Origin of the sequence: Cupriavidus consociatus (assembly GCF_017814975.1) — a bacterium.
In the GTDB taxonomy this organism is placed as follows: Bacteria; Pseudomonadota; Gammaproteobacteria; order Burkholderiales; family Burkholderiaceae; genus Cupriavidus; species Cupriavidus consociatus.
In genome coordinates, this window is record NZ_JAGIQA010000004.1 from 313,464 (window position 1) to 329,309 (window position 15,846).

The window sequence follows — 15,846 nt, forward strand, 5'->3', positions numbered from 1 at the left end:
ACGGGGCGCACCGATTTTCAGCGGTTTGCAGAGTACCCGCCGCCACGCACCCGCCATGGCCCGAAATCGGGCGGAAAACCGGGTCTGTTTGCGGGATTGTCCCAATCAAGTCTGGCCGATCATTGCCACCGTGCCGGACAAGCGCGGGCAATCGCCCCAGCGCCACCTTCCGGCACTTGCCAGACCAACCATCGATCCGGGAGTACGCGTGTTTTCTCTGCAGCGTAATGTGAGCCGCACCGTCAGCCGCGCCATGAGCCGTGCCGACGGCCATGGCCGTCATCACCGCCCGAGCCGTCGCGAGCATCGCGGCGCCGGTGCAGGAGCACGCGCGTGACCGCGGCGGTTGCCATGCCGGGCCGGCCGGCCGAGGTGCTCGAGCGCCTGAAGGCCAATCCCAGGCTTCCCCTGATGCTGGGCGGCGCGGCGCTTGCCGCGGCCATCGCCGTAGGCGTGCTGTGGTCGCGCGCGCCGGACTACAAGGTGCTGTACAGCAACCTGTCCGAGCGCGACGGCGGTGCGGTGCTGCAGTCGCTGCAGCAGATGAACGTGCCGTACAAGTTCGCCGAGGGCGGCGGCGCGGTGATGGTGCCGGCAGAGAAAGTCCATGAAACGCGGCTGCGGCTTGCGTCGCAGGGCCTGCCCAAGAGCGGCACTGCGGGCATGGAGCTGATGGACAACCAGAAGTTCGGCATCAGCCAGTTTGCCGAGCAGGTCAATTACCAGCGCGGGCTGGAAGGCGAGCTGGCGCGCTCGATCGAATCGATCGCGGCGGTGCAGTCGGCGCGCGTGCACCTGGCGATCCCCAAGCCGACGCTGTTCGTGCGCGAGCGCCAGAAGCCCACCGCCTCGATCGTGCTGCAGCTGCACCCGGGCCGCGCCATCGATGAAGGCCAGGTCGCGGCGATCAGCCACCTGGTGTCGTCGAGCGTGCCGGAGCTGACGCCCAAGTCGATCTCGATCGTCGACCAGCACGGCAACCTGCTGTCGAATTCCGGCAACGAGCGCATGCTCGACGCCACCCAGCTCAAGTACGTGCAGGCGCTGGAGCAGAACTACCTCAAGCGCATCGAGGCGATCCTGGCGCCGATCGTCGGCAAGGACAACGTGCGTGCGCAAGTAACGGCCGACGTGGACTTCTCCATCGTCGAGCACACCGACGAGAGCTACAAGCCCAACCAGGATCCCACCCGCTCGGCCATCCGCAGCCAGCAGACCAGCGAGTCGAACCAGCAGGGTGCGACGCCGCCGGGCGGCGTGCCGGGCGCGCTGTCGAACCAGCCGCCCGCTGCCGCGGTCGCGCCGGTGACCACGCCGCAGACGCCGCGCGCGGGCCAGGCGCCTGGACAGGCCGGCGCACCCGCTGCCGGCCAGCCGGGCCAACCCGGCCAGCAAGGCCAGGGCGCGCAGGCCAGCAGCGCCAACGGCCAGTCCGGCGCCAGCGGCCCGAGCAGCAACCGCCGCGACTCCACCGTCAACTACGAGCTGGACCGCACCGTGCGCCACGTGCAGCAGGCGCCGGGCGGCGTGCGCCGGCTGTCGGTAGCGGTGGTGGTGAACTACCGCCAGGTGGCCGATGCCAAGGGCAAGATCGCGGCGCAGCCGCTGCCGCCGGCGCTGCTGGCGCAGATCCAGAACCTGACCAGGGAGGCGATGGGCTTCTCGTCCGACCGCGGCGACTCGATCAACGTGGTCAACAGCCCGTTCACCGTGGACCGCGAGGTCACGCCGGAAGTCCCGCTGTGGAAGCAACCTGAAATGATCGACCTGGGCAAGACCGGCGCAGGCTACCTGCTGCTGGCACTGCTGGCGCTGTTCGCGTGGTTCAAGGTGGCGCGCCCGATCCTGCGCCGCTACACCACCCCGCCGCTGCCGGCGCCGGAAGCCAGGGAAGAGACCGAGGCCGTGCTGCTGCCGCCGGAAGAACCCGCCAATCCGGAAGTCCTGCGGCTTGCCGCCAGGTATGAAAGCGACCTCGCACTGGTGCGCGACGCCGCTCAGCGCGACCCGCGACTGGTCGCCAGCGTGATCAAGAACTGGATTGCCAATGACAACCGCTAAGGCCATCTCCAAGGAAATCTCCGCCAGCGGCCTGCAGAAGAGCGCCGTCCTGATGATGGCGATCGGCGAGGATGCCGCGGCCGAGGTGTTCAAGCACCTGTCGCAGCGCGAGGTGCAGGAACTGGGCGCTGCCATGGCCTCGCTCAGTTCGGTCACGCGCGAGGAAATGGCCGACGTGCTGGGCGAGTTCCGCGCCGAGACCGAGCAGTACCTGGCACTGAACGTCGATTCCAGCGCCTTTATCCGCAGCGTGCTGAACAAGGCGCTGGGCGAAGAGCGCGCGCAGTCGGTGATCGAGGACATCCTGGAATCGCGCGACCCGGGCAGCGGCATCGACTCGCTCAACTGGATGGACGCGACCTCGATCGCCGAGCTGATCCGCGACGAGCACCCGCAGATCATCGCCACCATCCTGATCCACCTGGACCGCCAGAAGTCGTCGGAGGTGCTGGGCCTGTTCACCGACCGCCTGCGCAACGACGTGATCCTGCGGATCGCCACCTTCGGCGGCGTGCAGCCGGGCGCGCTGCAGGAACTGACCGACGTGCTGACCAAGCTGCTGGCAGGCCAGAGCCTGAAGCGCAGCCGCATGGGCGGCGTGCGCACCGCGGCGGAAATCATCAACCTGATGAGCACCGCGCACGAAGAGGCGGTCATCGACGGCGTGCGCCTGCACGACGGCGACCTGGCGCAGAAGATCATCGACGAGATGTTCCTGTTCGAGAACCTGCTGGAGGTCGACGACCGCGGCATCCAGCGCGTGCTCAAGGAAATCGCCACCGAGTCGCTCATCGTCGCGCTCAAGGGCGCGCCGTCGGAGTTGCGCGACAAGTTCATCCGCAACATGTCCACGCGCGCCGGCGAAATGCTGCGCGAGGACCTGGATGCGCTCGGCCCGGTGCGCGTGTCGCAGGTCGAAGCCGAGCAGAAGGCCATCCTGCAGGTGGTGAGACGCCTGGCGGATGCGGGCGAAGTCCAGATCGGCGGAGGCGACGATGCCTATGTCTGATGCATTACCAGAGCGCGGCCCGAACACACAGCACGCGCCGAACGCGCTGAGCGCACGCCGCGCGGTGCGGGGCGATCCCCCTGACGGCGCGCACGGCGGCGGCTTCGCGCCGTTCGAGCCGCCGCGGCGGGCGCGCGGTGGCGGCGCCGGCTGGCAGCGCTGGCAGATGGGCTCGCTCGACCCGCGCGATACCGCGCCCGAGGCGCCGGCCAGCCTCTTGCCGGCCGAGCCCGCGCCGCCGCCGATCGATTTTGCGGCGCTGGATGCGATGCGCGAGGGCGCGCGCAAGGAAGGCTATGCGCAAGGCTACACGCAGGGACAGACCCAGGGCTATGGCGACGGCCACCGCGAAGGCTATTCGCGCGGGCTGGAAGCGGCGCGCAACGAGGCCGCGCAGCTGCAGGCACTGGCCACGAATTTCCGGGGCGCGCTGGCGGGTGTCGACGACCAGGTCGCGCGCGCGCTGGTGACGCTGGCGCTGGACGTGGCGCGCCAGCTGGTGCGCACCACGGTTGCCGCGGATCCTTCGGTGCTGCTGCCCGCCGTGCGCGAGCTGCTGACCAGCGAGCCCGCGCTGCAGGGCTCGCCCGGCGTGCTGCTGCATCCTGACGACGTGGCGCTGGTCGAGACGCACCTGCAAGGCGAACTCGAAGCCGCGGGCTGGACCGTGCGTCCGGATCCGACGGTGGCGCGCGGCGGCTGCATCGCCAGCGCCGCCAGCGGCGAGCGCGACGCCACGCTGGCCACGCGCTGGACGCGCGTGGTCAAGGCGCTGGGCCGCGACGATCCGTGGGAGCCGCCGCATGACTGAGGCCCTCGTTCAAGGTATCGCACCAGCCGCGCCGGTTGGCGCAGCGAACCAGCATACGCAACGCTGGATCGGCGCGCTCGAAACGGCATCGGCCGGTATTGCCGGACTCGACAGCAAGCGCAGCTGCGGCCGCCTGACGCGCGCCGCGGGCCTCGTGCTCGAGGCCGTGGGCCTGCGCCTGCCGGTAGGCAGCGACTGCCTGATCGAGCTGCCCGCCGGGCAGTTCAGTGCCGACAGCAACGCACCGCGCACCGCCGAAGCGGAAGTGGTGGGCTTCGGTGCCGACCGCCTTTACCTGATGCCGCAATCCGACGTGGTCGGCCTGCTGCCGGGCGCGCGCGTCTATCCGCTGGAGCCGTCGCCGCAGCCGGCCGGCATCACCGCGCCGCGCGAGCCTGGCTCCAAGCGCCTGCCTGTCGGCGCGGGCCTGCTCGGCCGCGTGCTCGATGCCGCGGGCCGTCCGCTCGATGGCCTCGGCCCGCTGACCGCGGCGATGGAAGTGCCGCTGGCCGGCGAGCAGATCAACCCGCTGATGCGCGCTCCCATCGAAACCGTGCTCGATACCGGCGTGCGCGCCATCAACGGCATGCTGACGGTGGGGCGCGGCCAGCGCATGGGCCTGTTCGCGGGCTCGGGCGTGGGCAAGAGCGTGCTGCTGGGCATGATGGCGCGCTACACCAGCGCCGACGTGATCGTGGTTGGCCTGATCGGCGAGCGTGGCCGCGAAGTGAAAGAGTTCATCGAGAACATCCTGGGCGATGAGGGCCGCCGTCGCTCCGTGGTGGTGGCGGCGCCGGCCGATTGCTCGCCGCTGCTGCGCATGCAGGGTGCCGCCTATGCGACCCGGCTGGCGGAGTATTTCCGCGACCAGGGCCAGCATGTGCTGCTGATCATGGATTCGCTGACGCGCTACGCCATGGCGCAGCGCGAGATCGCGCTGGCGATCGGCGAACCGCCCGCGACCAAGGGCTATCCGCCATCGGTCTTCGCCAAGCTGCCGACGCTGGTCGAGCGCACCGGCAACGGTCCCGAGGGCGGCGGCTCGATCACCGCGTTTTACACGGTGCTGACCGAGGGCGACGACCAGCAGGACCCGATCGCCGATTCGGCACGCGCGATCCTGGACGGCCATATCGTGCTGTCGCGCAGCCTGGCCGAGTCGGGGCACTACCCCGCCATCGATGTCGAGGCTTCCATCAGCCGCGCCATGACCGCGCTGATCCCGCACGAGCAATTCGCCTCGGTGCGCCGCTTCAAGCAGTTGATGTCGCGCTACCAGCGCAACCGCGACCTGATCAGCGTGGGCGCCTACGTGCCCGGCAACGATCCCGAGCTGGATCTCGCGATCCGCCTGCATCCGCGCATGGAAGCCTTCCTGCAGCAGGACATCCACCAGCGCGCCGGCTACGACGACGCCATTGCCCAGCTGCACAGCCTCTTTCGACAGGAGTGACCATGGCCAAGCCTTCACCGCTCAATGCCCTGGCGGACCTCGCCCAGAACGATACCGACGCGGCCGCGCGCGATCTCGGCCGGCTGCAGGGCTTGCGCACGCAGGCGGAGCAGCAGCTGAACCAGCTGACGCAATACCGCCAGGAGTACCGCGCCCGCATGCAGGCCGTGGCGGCGGAGGGCATGACATCGAGCCGCTGGCAGGATTTCTCGCGCTTCCTCGACTCGCTCGACCAGGCCATCCGCCAGCAGACCGCCGCGCTGGCCAAGGCCGAAGCCGACCTGCTGGCCGGGCGCAACCGCTGGCAGCAACATAAGCGCCGCCTGAATTCGTTCGACACGCTGATCGCGCGTGCCGAGGCCAGGGAAGACCAGATCGCGGCGCGCCGCGAGCAGCGCGCCAATGACGAATACGCGGCCCGGCTGGCACGCACCGCCGCCAGCCGGCTCGGCTAAGCCCGGACCGCAACCGGATATCCAGCAGGACGACATGATCGACATCAGCCAGATTGTCAGCACCACCGCCAATGCCGCCAAGTCGGCTGCCAGCACGGCCGAGGCCGCCAGGCGCGCCGGCTCCGATACCGGCGGCTTCGACGACGCGCTGACACGCGCGCGAGACAGCAGCCCGCAGCAAACCCCGGCAAGCAAGCCCCGGGACGCAGGTGCTGTGCAGGACAAGGCCGCGAGCCAGAAGCAGGCAGCACCCGAGCCGACGCGCGCCGACGCCGGCAAGCCGCCGGCGCCGGCGGACAAGTCAGCGACTGCCGACAGGACGAAGGAAGACGACGACAGCACCAACGCCGCCGATGCCGCCGCAGCAGCGGCCGCCGCGGCGCTGGCATTGCTGCTGCCGGCAATGGCCCCTGCGGCGGCAGCGACCGCCGCAGCCGGCACTACCGCCGCAGCGATCGGGTCCGCAGCCGACGCAGGCAGCAGCGCTGCCCTGCAAGCCGCGCTGGCCGGCGCCGCGCAGCCGGCGGCTGCCGACGCAGCCGACGCAGCCAGCGCCCCGGTAGCGGTGCTGCCTGGCGACGCCCCATTGCCCGCCACGCTGCAGGTCGTAGCCGCCGAAGTCGCGCCGGCCCAGTCTTCTGTCGCCGACACGCTCGCCACCATCGCCTCGCAACGTGCCGCGATGCAGGGCAGCGCGCCGGCCGCCACCGACGCCAGGTCCGCCGCTGCCCTCGCGCAATCCGTGCCGGCTGCCGGCATGCCCGCGCAGCAGGACAACGCCCGGCAGCAGCCCGACGGCGGCGTCGGCCAGCATCGCGCCGAGCCGCTTGCCGCCGCCAATGGCACCGGCGAAGCGCGCCCGGCCGCTGCCTCGTTCGCCGCCGCGCAACCGGCGGCGCGCGCCACCGACGCCACCACCGCATCGGCCAGCGCCGACGACACGGCGGCCCTGGCCGCCACACTCGCCAGCCAGCACTCGGCACAGGCCCCGGCGGCTGTCGCGGCCACAGCCGCTCGCCCGCTGGTCGCCCCCGCGCTGTACGACAGCCAGTGGCCACAGGCGCTCGGCCAGCAGATGATCCGCCTCAGTACCCAGGGCACGCAGAGCGCCGAGCTGCAACTGAACCCGCCCGACCTCGGCCCGCTGAAGGTCGTGCTTAACGTGGTCAACGACCAGGCCCAGGCCCAGTTCGTTTCGCCCCACCAGGCAGTCCGCGCCGCGGTGGAAGCAGCGCTGCCGCACCTGCGCACCGCGCTGTCCGAGAACGGCATACAGCTGGGACAGACTTCCATCGGTGCGGACGGCTTTGCCGGCCAGGCCGGGAATGGGCAGCAACAGCAGCAGCCGCCGGGCAACGGGCGCGGGCAAGCGGCCTTCGGCACGGGCACTCTGGCTGGCACCGAGACCGCCGCCCCGGCGCAACCGGTGGTCCGGTCTACACGAGTGCTGGCGCGCGGCGAGATCGATACGTTCGCCTGATTGCCCCGGGGGTTGGGTGCCGGGCAATCCGCACTTCCGCTGACAAAAATGCCGCCGTTTCAGGCGGCAGTTCTGTTGATGGACAATGGCGGTCGAGGGAGTCAAGGCGGCCACCATGTCAGGGTTCATCGCCGATCAGCCGGGCTCCTTGGTAGCGGGCGTTTTTTGCCGGCCCTCGACGCTCCATTTTTCCACCTGCTTTCTCCCCTCTCCCCAACCCTCTCCCGCAAGCGAAGACGGCCGGCAGGTTCCGCTGCCCTCCAAACCCAGGCGGAACCCTTGGCCGACACACTGGCCGGCAACTCGACAAGGTGCTGGCTCGAGGTTGACAATACGTTGGACCTCCTGCTTGCGGGTATGCAGGCGTCGCGCCAGTTCTGCCTGGGAGACGCCCTGCGCGAGCATTTCATTGAGCAGCAGGACCATGTGACCAAGATCGACACCATCGAAGCGGCGTTTCTGGCCTTGGGCAGGCGGCTGGAACTGACGGTCGCCTGACCGGACCGGCATGCCGGCGCCCTCACGCGTCCACCCCAAGCCATGACTTTCGACCTCTTCGACAACCTCGACGACCCCGCCCCGGCCAACCCCGCGCCCGAGCCCCTGGCCGACGGCGCGGCGGTGCTGCGCGGGCTGGCGCGCGCGGATGCCGGGGCCCTGCTAGCCGACGTGCAGGCGGTCATTGCCGCTGCCCCGCTGCGCCACATGGTGACGCCCGGCGGCCTGACCATGTCGGTGGCCATGACGAACTGCGGCGATGCGGGCTGGGTCTCCGATGCCCGCGGCTACCGCTATGACCGCACCGATCCGCTGAGCGGCAAGCCATGGCCGGCGATGCCGCCGCGGTTGCGCGCGCTCGCGGCTGAAGCGGCGGCCCAAGCCGGCTTTGCCGGTTTCGCGCCCGATGCGTGCCTGGTCAACCGCTATGTACCCGGCACACGCCTGTCGCTGCACCAGGACCGCGATGAACGCGATTTCAGCGCGCCGATCGTATCGGTCTCGCTGGGCTTGCCAGCGGTGTTCCTGTTCGGCGGCATGCGCCGCGCGGAGCGGCCGCAGCGCGTGCGGCTGGCGCATGGCGACGTGGTGGTGTGGGGCGGCCCGTCGCGGCTAGCCTTTCACGGCGTGGCGCCGCTGGCCGATGGCGACCATCCGCTGCTGGGACGCGCGCGCATCAACCTGACGTTCCGCAAGGCGCTGTAGCGCAAGCCTGGCGCGACACGCGGTTTTGCACTTTGTGCAGGGTTTTCTACAGTCAAGGAACTGCCGGAAACGCCAACGCAAAGGATCCCACCATGCATCTCGAAGGCTCCTGCCATTGCGGCGCCGTCCATTTCTCGCTCGAGTCGGACTCGCCGTGCCCGTACATGCACTGCCATTGCTCGATCTGCCGCAAGACCGCCGGCGGCGGCGGCTATGCGATCAATATCGGCGGCGATGCCGCCACGCTGCAGGTGCGCGGGCGCAAAAACCTGGGCATCTACCACGCGGTGATGCGCGAGCCGGGCAAGCGCGCGCGGCGTTCGCCCGCGCAGCGGCATTTCTGCGTGAAGTGCGGCAGCGCGCTGTGGCTGTGGGATCCGCGCTGGCCCGAGCTGGTGTATCCGCATGCATCGGCCATCGACACGCCGTTGCCGCGCCCGCCCGAGGTCGTGGAAGCCTCGCTGGAATCGGCCGCGCCCTGGGTCGATGTACCCAAGGGCAAGGGCCACGTGCACTGCGACACCTGGCCGGAGGAGTCGCTGGCCGACTGGCACAAGCGCCACGGCCTGTCCTCGCGCTGACGGCCCGCATCCCCCGACCGCCTGGCGCGGCGTTGCCGCCGGCCCGCGGCCTCAGGCCGGCAGGAAGCCTTCCACCGTCAGGTAGCGTTCGCCGGTGTCGTAGTTGAAGCCCAGCACGCGCGCATTGGCCGGCAGCTCCGGCAGTTTCTGCGCGATCGCGGCGAGCGTCGCGCCGGACGAGATGCCGACCAGGATGCCTTCTTCGCGCGCGCAGCGGCGGGCCATCTCGCGCGCGGGTTCGGCATCGACCTGGATCACGCCGTCGAGCAGCGCGGTGTCGAGGTTGCTGGGGATAAAGCCGGCGCCGATGCCCTGGATCGGGTGCGGTGCCGGCGCGCCGCCGGAGATCACCGGCGAGGCCACCGGCTCGACGCCGAACACCTTGAGCTGCGGCCACCTTTCCTTCAGCACCCGGGCGCAGCCGGTCAGGTGGCCGCCGGTGCCGACGCCGGTGATCAGCACGTCGAGCCCTTCGGGGAAGTCGTTCAGGATCTCCTGCGCGGTGGTGCGCATGTGCACATCGACGTTGGCGGGGTTGTCGAACTGCTGCGGCATCCAGGCGCCGGGCGTGGCGGCAACCAGTTCCTCGGCACGCGCGATCGCGCCCTTCATGCCCTTCTCGCGCGGGGTCAGGTCGAAGCTGGCGCCGTAGGCCAGCATCAGCCGGCGGCGCTCGATCGACATGCTGTCCGGCATCACCAGCACCAGCTTGTAGCCCTTGACCGCGGCCACCATGGCCAGGCCGATGCCGGTGTTGCCGGAGGTCGGCTCGATGATGGTGCCGCCCGGCTTCAGCACGCCGCGGCGCTCGGCGTCTTCGACCATCGACAGCGCGATGCGGTCCTTGATCGAGGCGCCCGGATTGCTGCGCTCGGACTTGATCCAGACTTCGTGCCCGCTGCCGAACAGGCGGTTGATGCGGATATGCGGGGTATTGCCGATCGTCTGCAGGATATTCTGGACCTTCATCGTGTTCTCCGTGGCGGGCGCGGCGCGGCAGCGCCCGGGCAGGCAGCCGGCGCCGCTGGATCGAAAATGAATGACGATTTTAGTGCAAAGCGCCTGCCGGGCCCGGGCGCATATGATGTCGCTCGCAGCGCATCCGGCTTTCCGGGCACCTATGCCCACGCCGGCCATGTCGGCCGGGCCAGCGGCATGCCGCTGTTGCCGGGCGGCTATTTGCGGAACACCAGGCTGAAGTTGTTCGCCGGCATCGGCACCGGCTCGTCGCAGCGCAATCCCTGCGCGGCGCCCAGCGCAACCACGTCTTCCATGTCGCGCACGCCCCAGTCAGCGTCCGTGGCGCGCAGCTGTGCGTCGAAGGCGGCATTGCTCGGCGCGGTATGCGCGCCGCCGCGGCGATAGGGACCATACAGGTAGAGCACGCCGCCAGGCTTCAGCAGCTTTCCTGCGCCTGCGAACAGCGCCTCGGCCGCGGCCCACGGCGAGATATGGAGCATGTTGATGCAGACCATCGCATCGGCGGCATCGATGCCCCACGGCTGGCGGCACACGTCAAGATCCAGCGGCGCGCGCACATTGGCCAGCCCCGCATGCGCGGTCCATGCCGCGATCGATTCGCGCGCGGCACGGTCGGGGTCGCTCGGCTGCCAGTTCAGGCCGGGCAACGCCCCGGCAAAGTGCACCGCGTGCTGGCCGGTGCCGCTGGCGATTTCCAGGACCGTGCCGCTGGCGGGCAGCACATCGCGCAGCACCGCGAGAATGGGCTCGCGATTGCGCTCGGTGGCGGGCGCCATGCGGCGTGCGTCGGGATCGTGGGTCTGGTCGGTCATGGCGGACTGGCTCGTTTGCCGGCTCGTTTGCCGGATGAACGGCTAGCGTAGCAGAGTCTGCGCGGACCGGGATGCACTGGCGGCGGCGAAGCGCCCGCCGCCTTCATGCCGCAGCGTCCGCTTGCGCTCAGGCCTTCGACAGCTTCACGCCCGCCGGATCACCGGTCAGGTACCCCACGGCCGCGCCGAAGCGGTCCTTGTAGTTGGCGCGCACCAGCGGGTCCAGCGTCGGCTTGACCTTGTCGTGCAGCGGCGATTCCCAGTCGCCCACGTGCTGGAAATTGCTCATCACGTAGGTCCAGCCGTTGATCTCGTCCACCGCATGCAACCCGGTCGACTCGGCGCCGGCCGGGCACGACAGCACACGGCTGAGCACCTTGGTGTCGACGTTGTAGGCCCACAGGAAGTTGTTGACGTGGGTGTTGCTGTCCTCGCCGACGAACAGCGTGCGCAGCTTCTCCGAGAACTTGAGGTTGTCGGGCGTGGCAACCTTGTCCGGGTTGGCGAAGTTGCCGAGCGCATCCTGCTGCTTCATCTTGCCGCCGCCGAGGTCTTCGCTGACCAGCGCCGGCACCGCGGCCATGTCGACCGGCACCCATTCGCTGTTGATGGCGTTTCCGCTCTTGTCGGTCTGGCCACCTTTCAGGTTCAGCTCATAGACGGCGCCGGAGTACGGACCTTCGACCTGGATGTCGCCCGCGTTGGCGGCATTGCCGGCGAGCATGCTCGACTCGATGCGTGACATCGCCGAGTAGGCCTTCTTGTCCTTGATGTTGACCGTGGTGCCTTCCATCTTGGTGAAGCCCAGGCTGCCGCCGACCAGCGCGGCGTAGCGGTGGGTTTCGAGGTAGGCCGCGGCCTTTTCCATGCCCGGCACCAGCTTGATCCAGTTGGCCTTGCCGTTGTAGATGATGCGGGTGTAGCTGCTGTCGTTCGGGTCGACGGTCTGCACGTCCATGATGTCGGCCAGCCGGATGCCGCCATCGACCAGCGCGCGGATCTCGGCACTGGTGGCGCTGCCCAGCTTGATCCACGACAGCGTGGCGCTGCCCGGGCCGGCGCCCGATGTCTGCTGCCACTTGCCCACGTACAGCGAGCCGCTGGACAGGTCGCGCGCCTTGTCGGCGATGAACATGAACAGGCCGCCGTTGGTGGCATCGTCGCCCATCAGCACGGTGCGCTCGTCGGGCATGACCTGCACCAGTTCGTGCGAGATACGGCCCAGGCAGTAGTGCTTCTTGATGGTGCCGGTGCCGTCGGGGTTGACCGTCACTTCGGGCAGGTGGCCGTAGTTGTAGGCATTGGCCCGGGTGGGGTCACCGTACAGGTTCTGGCTGTAGCCCTGCAGTTGCGTGACAGCGTTGGCGTCCTTCAGGTCGGTTTCGTACTCTTCGCTCGACAGGTGGGTGTTCCACGGCGACAGGCTCGCGCCGCAGGTGATCCACAGGCCGTTGACGCCGGAGGTATCGACGTTGTGGTACTTCACCGGGGTCAGCTTGCCGGTGGCGGGGTCCTGGTCCAGCGTCACCACGGCGATCGGCGACGGCAGCAGGCCGTACATGCTGGTGTTGTTCTGGTTGCGCGAGGTGTACTCGAACTGCACCACCGCGAACACGGTGTTGCCCTTGACGCCGGGCACGGCCGGGTTGGCCAGCGTCAGCAACGAGCTGCCATCTGGCGCGTCGGAGAAGAACTGGCGTTCCTTGCCGGCCACGGAGCTGTCCAGGATCGGCTGGTTGTTGATGTTGTAGTAGCCGCCAGCCACGATGGTGCCGCCCTTGCCGTCCGGCAGCGTGTCGCCGGTGACGAAGAACGGCTGGTAAGCCAGCCTGTAGGTGGTGCTGCTGCCGTCGCTGAACGACACCTTGAGGCTTGAGCCCACGGTGGTGGTTGCCATCGCGGCGGCCTCCGCCAGCGTGGGCGCGCTCATGGGGATGAACTCGGCCGTGGTGAAGGTGGCGCCAGGCGCCGGGGCGGGTGCGGGTGCTGCCACGGCATCGTCGCTGCCGCCGCAGCCGGCCAGCAGGCCGGTGGAAGCCAGGCCAAGCGGAAGCATCGGCGCGCCCGCCAGCAGTTTCAGGGCCTTGCGGCGGCCAGCATCAGGTTGTTGTTGCATGGTTTTGTCCGGGGAAAGGATAGATCTGGTTTTTTGACTGCTTGATCGCGCCGGCACCACGCGGGCGGCCGGGCACCTGTTGGCACAGGCAGGCGGCGGACGGCATTGCGCCCGACCGCCGCAGATCCTAGGGCGTCTTTGTGACAGGAAGTTGACGATGCAACACTTCACGCGGTGACGCGGCCGGAGGTGGCTGATCCGCTGCGGTACACTTCCCGTTTCCGTCCGCGACCGCACCGCGCAGCTTTTTCGAGCTTTTTCCTTCCCTCCCGCTTGCCGACCTACACGCTAGCCCATCCCGTCCAGGCCGAAATCGAAATCCGCAAGAGCCGTTTCCTGGCCCTGGCCTTGCCGGTGGCCGACCGCGACGCGGCCATTGCCGCGTTGCAGGCGCTGCGTGCGGAACATCCCACCGCCACCCATGTGTGCTGGGCGCTGCTCGCCGGCGGCGCGTCGGGCATGTCCGACGACGGCGAACCTTCCGGCACGGCTGGCCGCCCGATCCTGGAAGTGCTGCGCCACCACGACCTCGACGGCGTACTGGCCGCGGTGGTGCGCTACTACGGCGGTGTCAAGCTGGGCGCTGGCGGGTTGGTGCGCGCTTACACCGATGCCATCGCCGCCGCGCTGAAGTCGGCCGAACGCATCGAGCGCATCGCCTACGGCACGCTGACGATATCGATCGACTATGCCGACGAGCCACGCGTGCGCCGCTGGATCGAGCAGGCCGCCCAGCACGGCTGCACGCTGGCAGATACCGCCTATGGCGCGCTGGCAACGCTGGTGCTGCGCCTTCCTGCCACGCAGGTGGATGCGGCCCGCGATGCCTTGCGCGACGCCACCCATGGACGCGCGCAGTTTCCGCAGGCACAGGACGAATCCCATGGATGAGCGCGATGCGTCCGCAGCCGACACCGACGGCGAATTCACCGCGCGGGTGCTGCCCGGTGGCCAGACTTTTGCCGCCCCGGCTGCACTGAGCTTGCTGGAGGCCGCTTTGCTGGACGGCGTGCCGCTGCCCAACTCCTGCCGCAACGGCACCTGCCGCGCCTGTGCCAGCCGGCTGCATGCCGGATCGATTCGCTACCGGATCGAGTGGCCAGGGCTGAGCCTGGACGAGAAAGAGGAAGGGCTGATCCTGCCATGCGTGGCTTGCGCGGTCAGCGATGTGGTGATTGAGCCGGTGTCGCTGGGGTGAGGCGCCCCGACGCGCCTCAGGCCCCGACCGCCAGAAAAAACCGCAACGCCAGCTTCAACCCGTCCGGCCCCGCCGGATCCGAGAACGCATGCCCTCCCGGACCGCCACTCCACGCGTGGCCCAACCCTTCGATCCGCACCAGCCGCAGGTAGGGCGCCTTGCCCTCGGTCCAGTCGAACACGTCGACCGCACGCCGCATCCCGCGCTGGACGCGCCGCGCCGGCACGACAGCGAGCGGATGCGCGCCTTCGGGCTGCAGGTGCATCCACAGCGCCGCCGCCGCGGTGGCGTTGCTGAAATCGACCATGGCGTCGGCATCGCCATGCAGCAGCAGCAGCGGCGGCGGGCGCCGGCCGGCAAGGCCCAGGCGCAGCGCGTGAACGGCCTGCGCATCAGGCCCGCGCTGGCCGCGCATCGCGCGTGTTGCCTGCGCCGCGTTGGTGGCGCTCCACGGCACTGCACCGGAATGCGAGCCGACCGCCGCGAAGCGCGTGGGATAGCGCAGGCCGAGCGTCAATGCCATCGCCCCGCCCGCTGACAAGCCCAGCACACTGACGCGGTTAGCCGCAACCGGATGCATGCGGCATGCCTGCTCGATCAGCGCCATCAGCAGGCCGGCTTCCACTGCGCCCTGCCCGGCGGGCTTGAACCAGTTCCAGCAGCGCTGCGCGTTCGCCTGCGAACTCTGCTCGGGCAGCAGCACGACCCAGCCGGCTTCGCGCGCCACGGCGGCGGCACGCGTGACCGCGGCGAAGCTGGCGGTGTCCTGCCCGCAGCCATGCAGCAACACCAGCATCGGTGCGCGGCGCCTGCCATTGGCGCCTGCCGGCACGAAGATGCGATAGCGCCGCGGCGCGAGCGGCCCGGCGCCCCAGCTACCCTCCTCCCAGCGCCCGCTGCCGCGGCTGCGCGGCGGTTCGGCCGGCGATACCACGCCGGACAGCGCGCGTTGCGTGGCCGCGGTGACTGCAGCGGATTGCTTCACCGCGTTGCGCACGATGGCCTCGGTCATCGGCTTGGTGATGTTGCGGTTGACCGCGCGCTGCATGCGGCGGGCATTGCGCGTGGCGGCCTTGTTCAGCGTGGACCAGAGCTTTGCACCGGAAGAGCGGGGCATGCGGTGTCCTGTCGGCGTGGGTAACCCGTGCATCATATGCCGAGTCGCGTGCATGGCATGGCGCACAGCATCAGCATTGCATGCAACGCGATCGCGATCCCTGCCTACAATGCAAGGGTCGTGTCGCGCCGAGGCACGGACAGGAGGCGAGCATGATCGATGCAACGAGCCAGTTCAGGCCTTTGGATCCGGGCCGCGTTAACCTGATGGATCCGCTTGAAGTGCAGTACTGGTGCCGCGAGCTTCACTGCAGCGAGCAGGATCTCGAAGCGGCCGTCGATGCCGCCGGCGACCATATCGCCGCGGTGCGGGACCAGCTGGAGTCAAGCCAGCCGGGCACCCCGCCCCACTGAAGCCGCAGGCACGGCCGGAGCATCCCGGCCGTGCCTGTCATGACCCCGCTTGCCGGTCCGGGGCCGCGCCGTCGATCCGGCGGCGCAGGTACTCGCCGCGCGTCTCGATACCTCGAACAGCCCGTCTGCTGGCCGGTGCGCCACCGCCAGCCGCATACCCGGAATAAGCGCAGTGCAGACCGGAATTCAGTAATGCTGTGTTCGCGTGGGGCGAGT

General features: G+C 69.5%; 16 protein-coding genes. 12 read left to right on the top strand and 4 right to left on the bottom strand.

The window, feature by feature from the left end:
* The first annotated feature begins 333 nt into the window (after positions 1-333).
* From fliF to J8I82_RS08205, 9 genes are all read left to right on the top strand, one after another.
* A complete protein-coding gene (fliF, locus tag J8I82_RS08165; protein WP_209756108.1) occupies positions 334-2,061 on the top strand; it encodes a flagellar basal-body MS-ring/collar protein FliF in 1,728 nt (575 codons plus the stop codon).
* The gene (gene fliG, locus J8I82_RS08170; RefSeq protein WP_209756110.1) at positions 2,048-3,070 is read left to right on the top strand and encodes a flagellar motor switch protein FliG; all 1,023 of its coding nucleotides are present in this window, start codon (positions 2,048-2,050) and stop codon (positions 3,068-3,070) included. The genes fliF and fliG overlap by 14 nt, the downstream gene beginning before the upstream one ends.
* Positions 3,057-3,881 carry a flagellar assembly protein FliH gene (gene fliH, locus J8I82_RS08175; protein WP_209756112.1) on the top strand — a complete coding sequence of 275 codons (825 nt, stop codon included), beginning with the start codon at positions 3,057-3,059 and terminating at the stop codon, positions 3,879-3,881. The genes fliG and fliH overlap by 14 nt, the downstream gene beginning before the upstream one ends.
* Positions 3,874-5,334, top strand: a complete 1,461-nt coding sequence (gene fliI / locus J8I82_RS08180; protein WP_245179536.1) for a flagellar protein export ATPase FliI — start codon at positions 3,874-3,876, stop codon at positions 5,332-5,334. The genes fliH and fliI overlap by 8 nt, the downstream gene beginning before the upstream one ends.
* Before the next feature lie 2 nt (positions 5,335-5,336).
* Entirely contained in the window at positions 5,337-5,789 is a 453-nt protein-coding gene (fliJ, locus tag J8I82_RS08185; RefSeq protein ID WP_209756114.1) for a flagellar export protein FliJ, read from the top strand.
* Complete coding sequence (locus J8I82_RS08190) at positions 5,737-7,269, top strand: flagellar hook-length control protein FliK (RefSeq protein ID WP_336620894.1); 1,533 nt, start codon at positions 5,737-5,739, stop codon at positions 7,267-7,269. Before fliJ ends, J8I82_RS08190 begins: the two co-directional genes overlap by 53 nt.
* Positions 7,270-7,548: 279 nt before the next feature.
* On the top strand, positions 7,549-7,767 hold the full coding sequence (locus tag J8I82_RS39585; protein ID WP_431831535.1) for a hypothetical protein: 219 nt from the start codon (positions 7,549-7,551) through the stop codon (positions 7,765-7,767).
* Between the two features lie 42 nt (positions 7,768-7,809).
* The gene (gene alkB, locus J8I82_RS08200) at positions 7,810-8,472 is read left to right on the top strand and encodes a DNA oxidative demethylase AlkB (RefSeq protein WP_209756116.1); all 663 of its coding nucleotides are present in this window, start codon (positions 7,810-7,812) and stop codon (positions 8,470-8,472) included.
* 92 nt (positions 8,473-8,564) lie between these two features.
* On the top strand, positions 8,565-9,053 hold the full coding sequence (locus tag J8I82_RS08205; RefSeq protein WP_209756117.1) for a GFA family protein: 489 nt from the start codon (positions 8,565-8,567) through the stop codon (positions 9,051-9,053).
* A gap of 51 nt (positions 9,054-9,104) precedes the next feature.
* Here the strand turns inward: J8I82_RS08205 and cysK are convergent, their stop codons facing one another.
* From cysK to J8I82_RS08220, 3 genes are all read right to left on the bottom strand, one after another.
* Complete coding sequence (gene cysK / locus J8I82_RS08210; RefSeq protein WP_209756118.1) at positions 9,105-10,022, bottom strand: cysteine synthase A; 918 nt, start codon at positions 10,020-10,022, stop codon at positions 9,105-9,107.
* Between the two features lie 206 nt (positions 10,023-10,228).
* A complete protein-coding gene (locus J8I82_RS08215; protein WP_209756119.1) occupies positions 10,229-10,846 on the bottom strand; it encodes a DUF938 domain-containing protein in 618 nt (205 codons plus the stop codon).
* 127 nt (positions 10,847-10,973) lie between these two features.
* A complete protein-coding gene (locus tag J8I82_RS08220; RefSeq protein ID WP_209756120.1) occupies positions 10,974-12,962 on the bottom strand; it encodes a PhoX family protein in 1,989 nt (662 codons plus the stop codon).
* A 273-nt stretch (positions 12,963-13,235) separates the two neighbouring features.
* Here J8I82_RS08220 and J8I82_RS08225 point away from each other — a divergent pair, with 273 nt between their 5' ends.
* A complete protein-coding gene (locus J8I82_RS08225; RefSeq protein ID WP_209756121.1) occupies positions 13,236-13,853 on the top strand; it encodes an IMPACT family protein in 618 nt (205 codons plus the stop codon).
* The gene (locus tag J8I82_RS08230) at positions 13,846-14,160 is read left to right on the top strand and encodes a 2Fe-2S iron-sulfur cluster-binding protein (protein WP_209756122.1); all 315 of its coding nucleotides are present in this window, start codon (positions 13,846-13,848) and stop codon (positions 14,158-14,160) included. Before J8I82_RS08225 ends, J8I82_RS08230 begins: the two co-directional genes overlap by 8 nt.
* A gap of 16 nt (positions 14,161-14,176) precedes the next feature.
* Here the strand turns inward: J8I82_RS08230 and J8I82_RS08235 are convergent, their stop codons facing one another.
* Positions 14,177-15,277, bottom strand: coding sequence for an extracellular catalytic domain type 1 short-chain-length polyhydroxyalkanoate depolymerase (locus J8I82_RS08235; protein WP_209756125.1), 1,101 nt, complete (start codon positions 15,275-15,277; stop codon positions 14,177-14,179).
* A 152-nt stretch (positions 15,278-15,429) separates the two neighbouring features.
* Here J8I82_RS08235 and J8I82_RS08240 point away from each other — a divergent pair, with 152 nt between their 5' ends.
* Positions 15,430-15,630 (top strand): DUF3606 domain-containing protein, encoded by a 201-nt coding sequence (locus J8I82_RS08240; RefSeq protein ID WP_133095652.1) that lies wholly within the window; start codon positions 15,430-15,432, stop codon positions 15,628-15,630.
* Positions 15,631-15,846: the final 216 nt, after the last annotated feature.

Coding starts and splice junctions, on each gene's coding strand:
- J8I82_RS08215 (WP_209756119.1), bottom strand. CDS start 10,846: ATGACCGACCAGACCCACGATCCCGACGCACGCCGCATGGCGCCCGCC.
- cysK (WP_209756118.1), bottom strand. CDS start 10,022: ATGAAGGTCCAGAATATCCTGCAGACGATCGGCAATACCCCGCATATC.
- J8I82_RS08220 (WP_209756120.1), bottom strand. CDS start 12,962: ATGCAACAACAACCTGATGCTGGCCGCCGCAAGGCCCTGAAACTGCTG.
- J8I82_RS08205 (WP_209756117.1), top strand. CDS start 8,565: ATGCATCTCGAAGGCTCCTGCCATTGCGGCGCCGTCCATTTCTCGCTC.
- alkB (WP_209756116.1), top strand. CDS start 7,810: ATGACTTTCGACCTCTTCGACAACCTCGACGACCCCGCCCCGGCCAAC.
- fliH (WP_209756112.1), top strand. CDS start 3,057: ATGCCTATGTCTGATGCATTACCAGAGCGCGGCCCGAACACACAGCAC.
- J8I82_RS08240 (WP_133095652.1), top strand. CDS start 15,430: ATGATCGATGCAACGAGCCAGTTCAGGCCTTTGGATCCGGGCCGCGTT.
- J8I82_RS08190 (WP_336620894.1), top strand. CDS start 5,737: ATGACGAATACGCGGCCCGGCTGGCACGCACCGCCGCCAGCCGGCTCG.
- fliI (WP_245179536.1), top strand. CDS start 3,874: ATGACTGAGGCCCTCGTTCAAGGTATCGCACCAGCCGCGCCGGTTGGC.
- fliG (WP_209756110.1), top strand. CDS start 2,048: ATGACAACCGCTAAGGCCATCTCCAAGGAAATCTCCGCCAGCGGCCTG.
- fliJ (WP_209756114.1), top strand. CDS start 5,337: ATGGCCAAGCCTTCACCGCTCAATGCCCTGGCGGACCTCGCCCAGAAC.
- J8I82_RS08235 (WP_209756125.1), bottom strand. CDS start 15,277: ATGCCCCGCTCTTCCGGTGCAAAGCTCTGGTCCACGCTGAACAAGGCC.
- J8I82_RS08230 (WP_209756122.1), top strand. CDS start 13,846: ATGGATGAGCGCGATGCGTCCGCAGCCGACACCGACGGCGAATTCACC.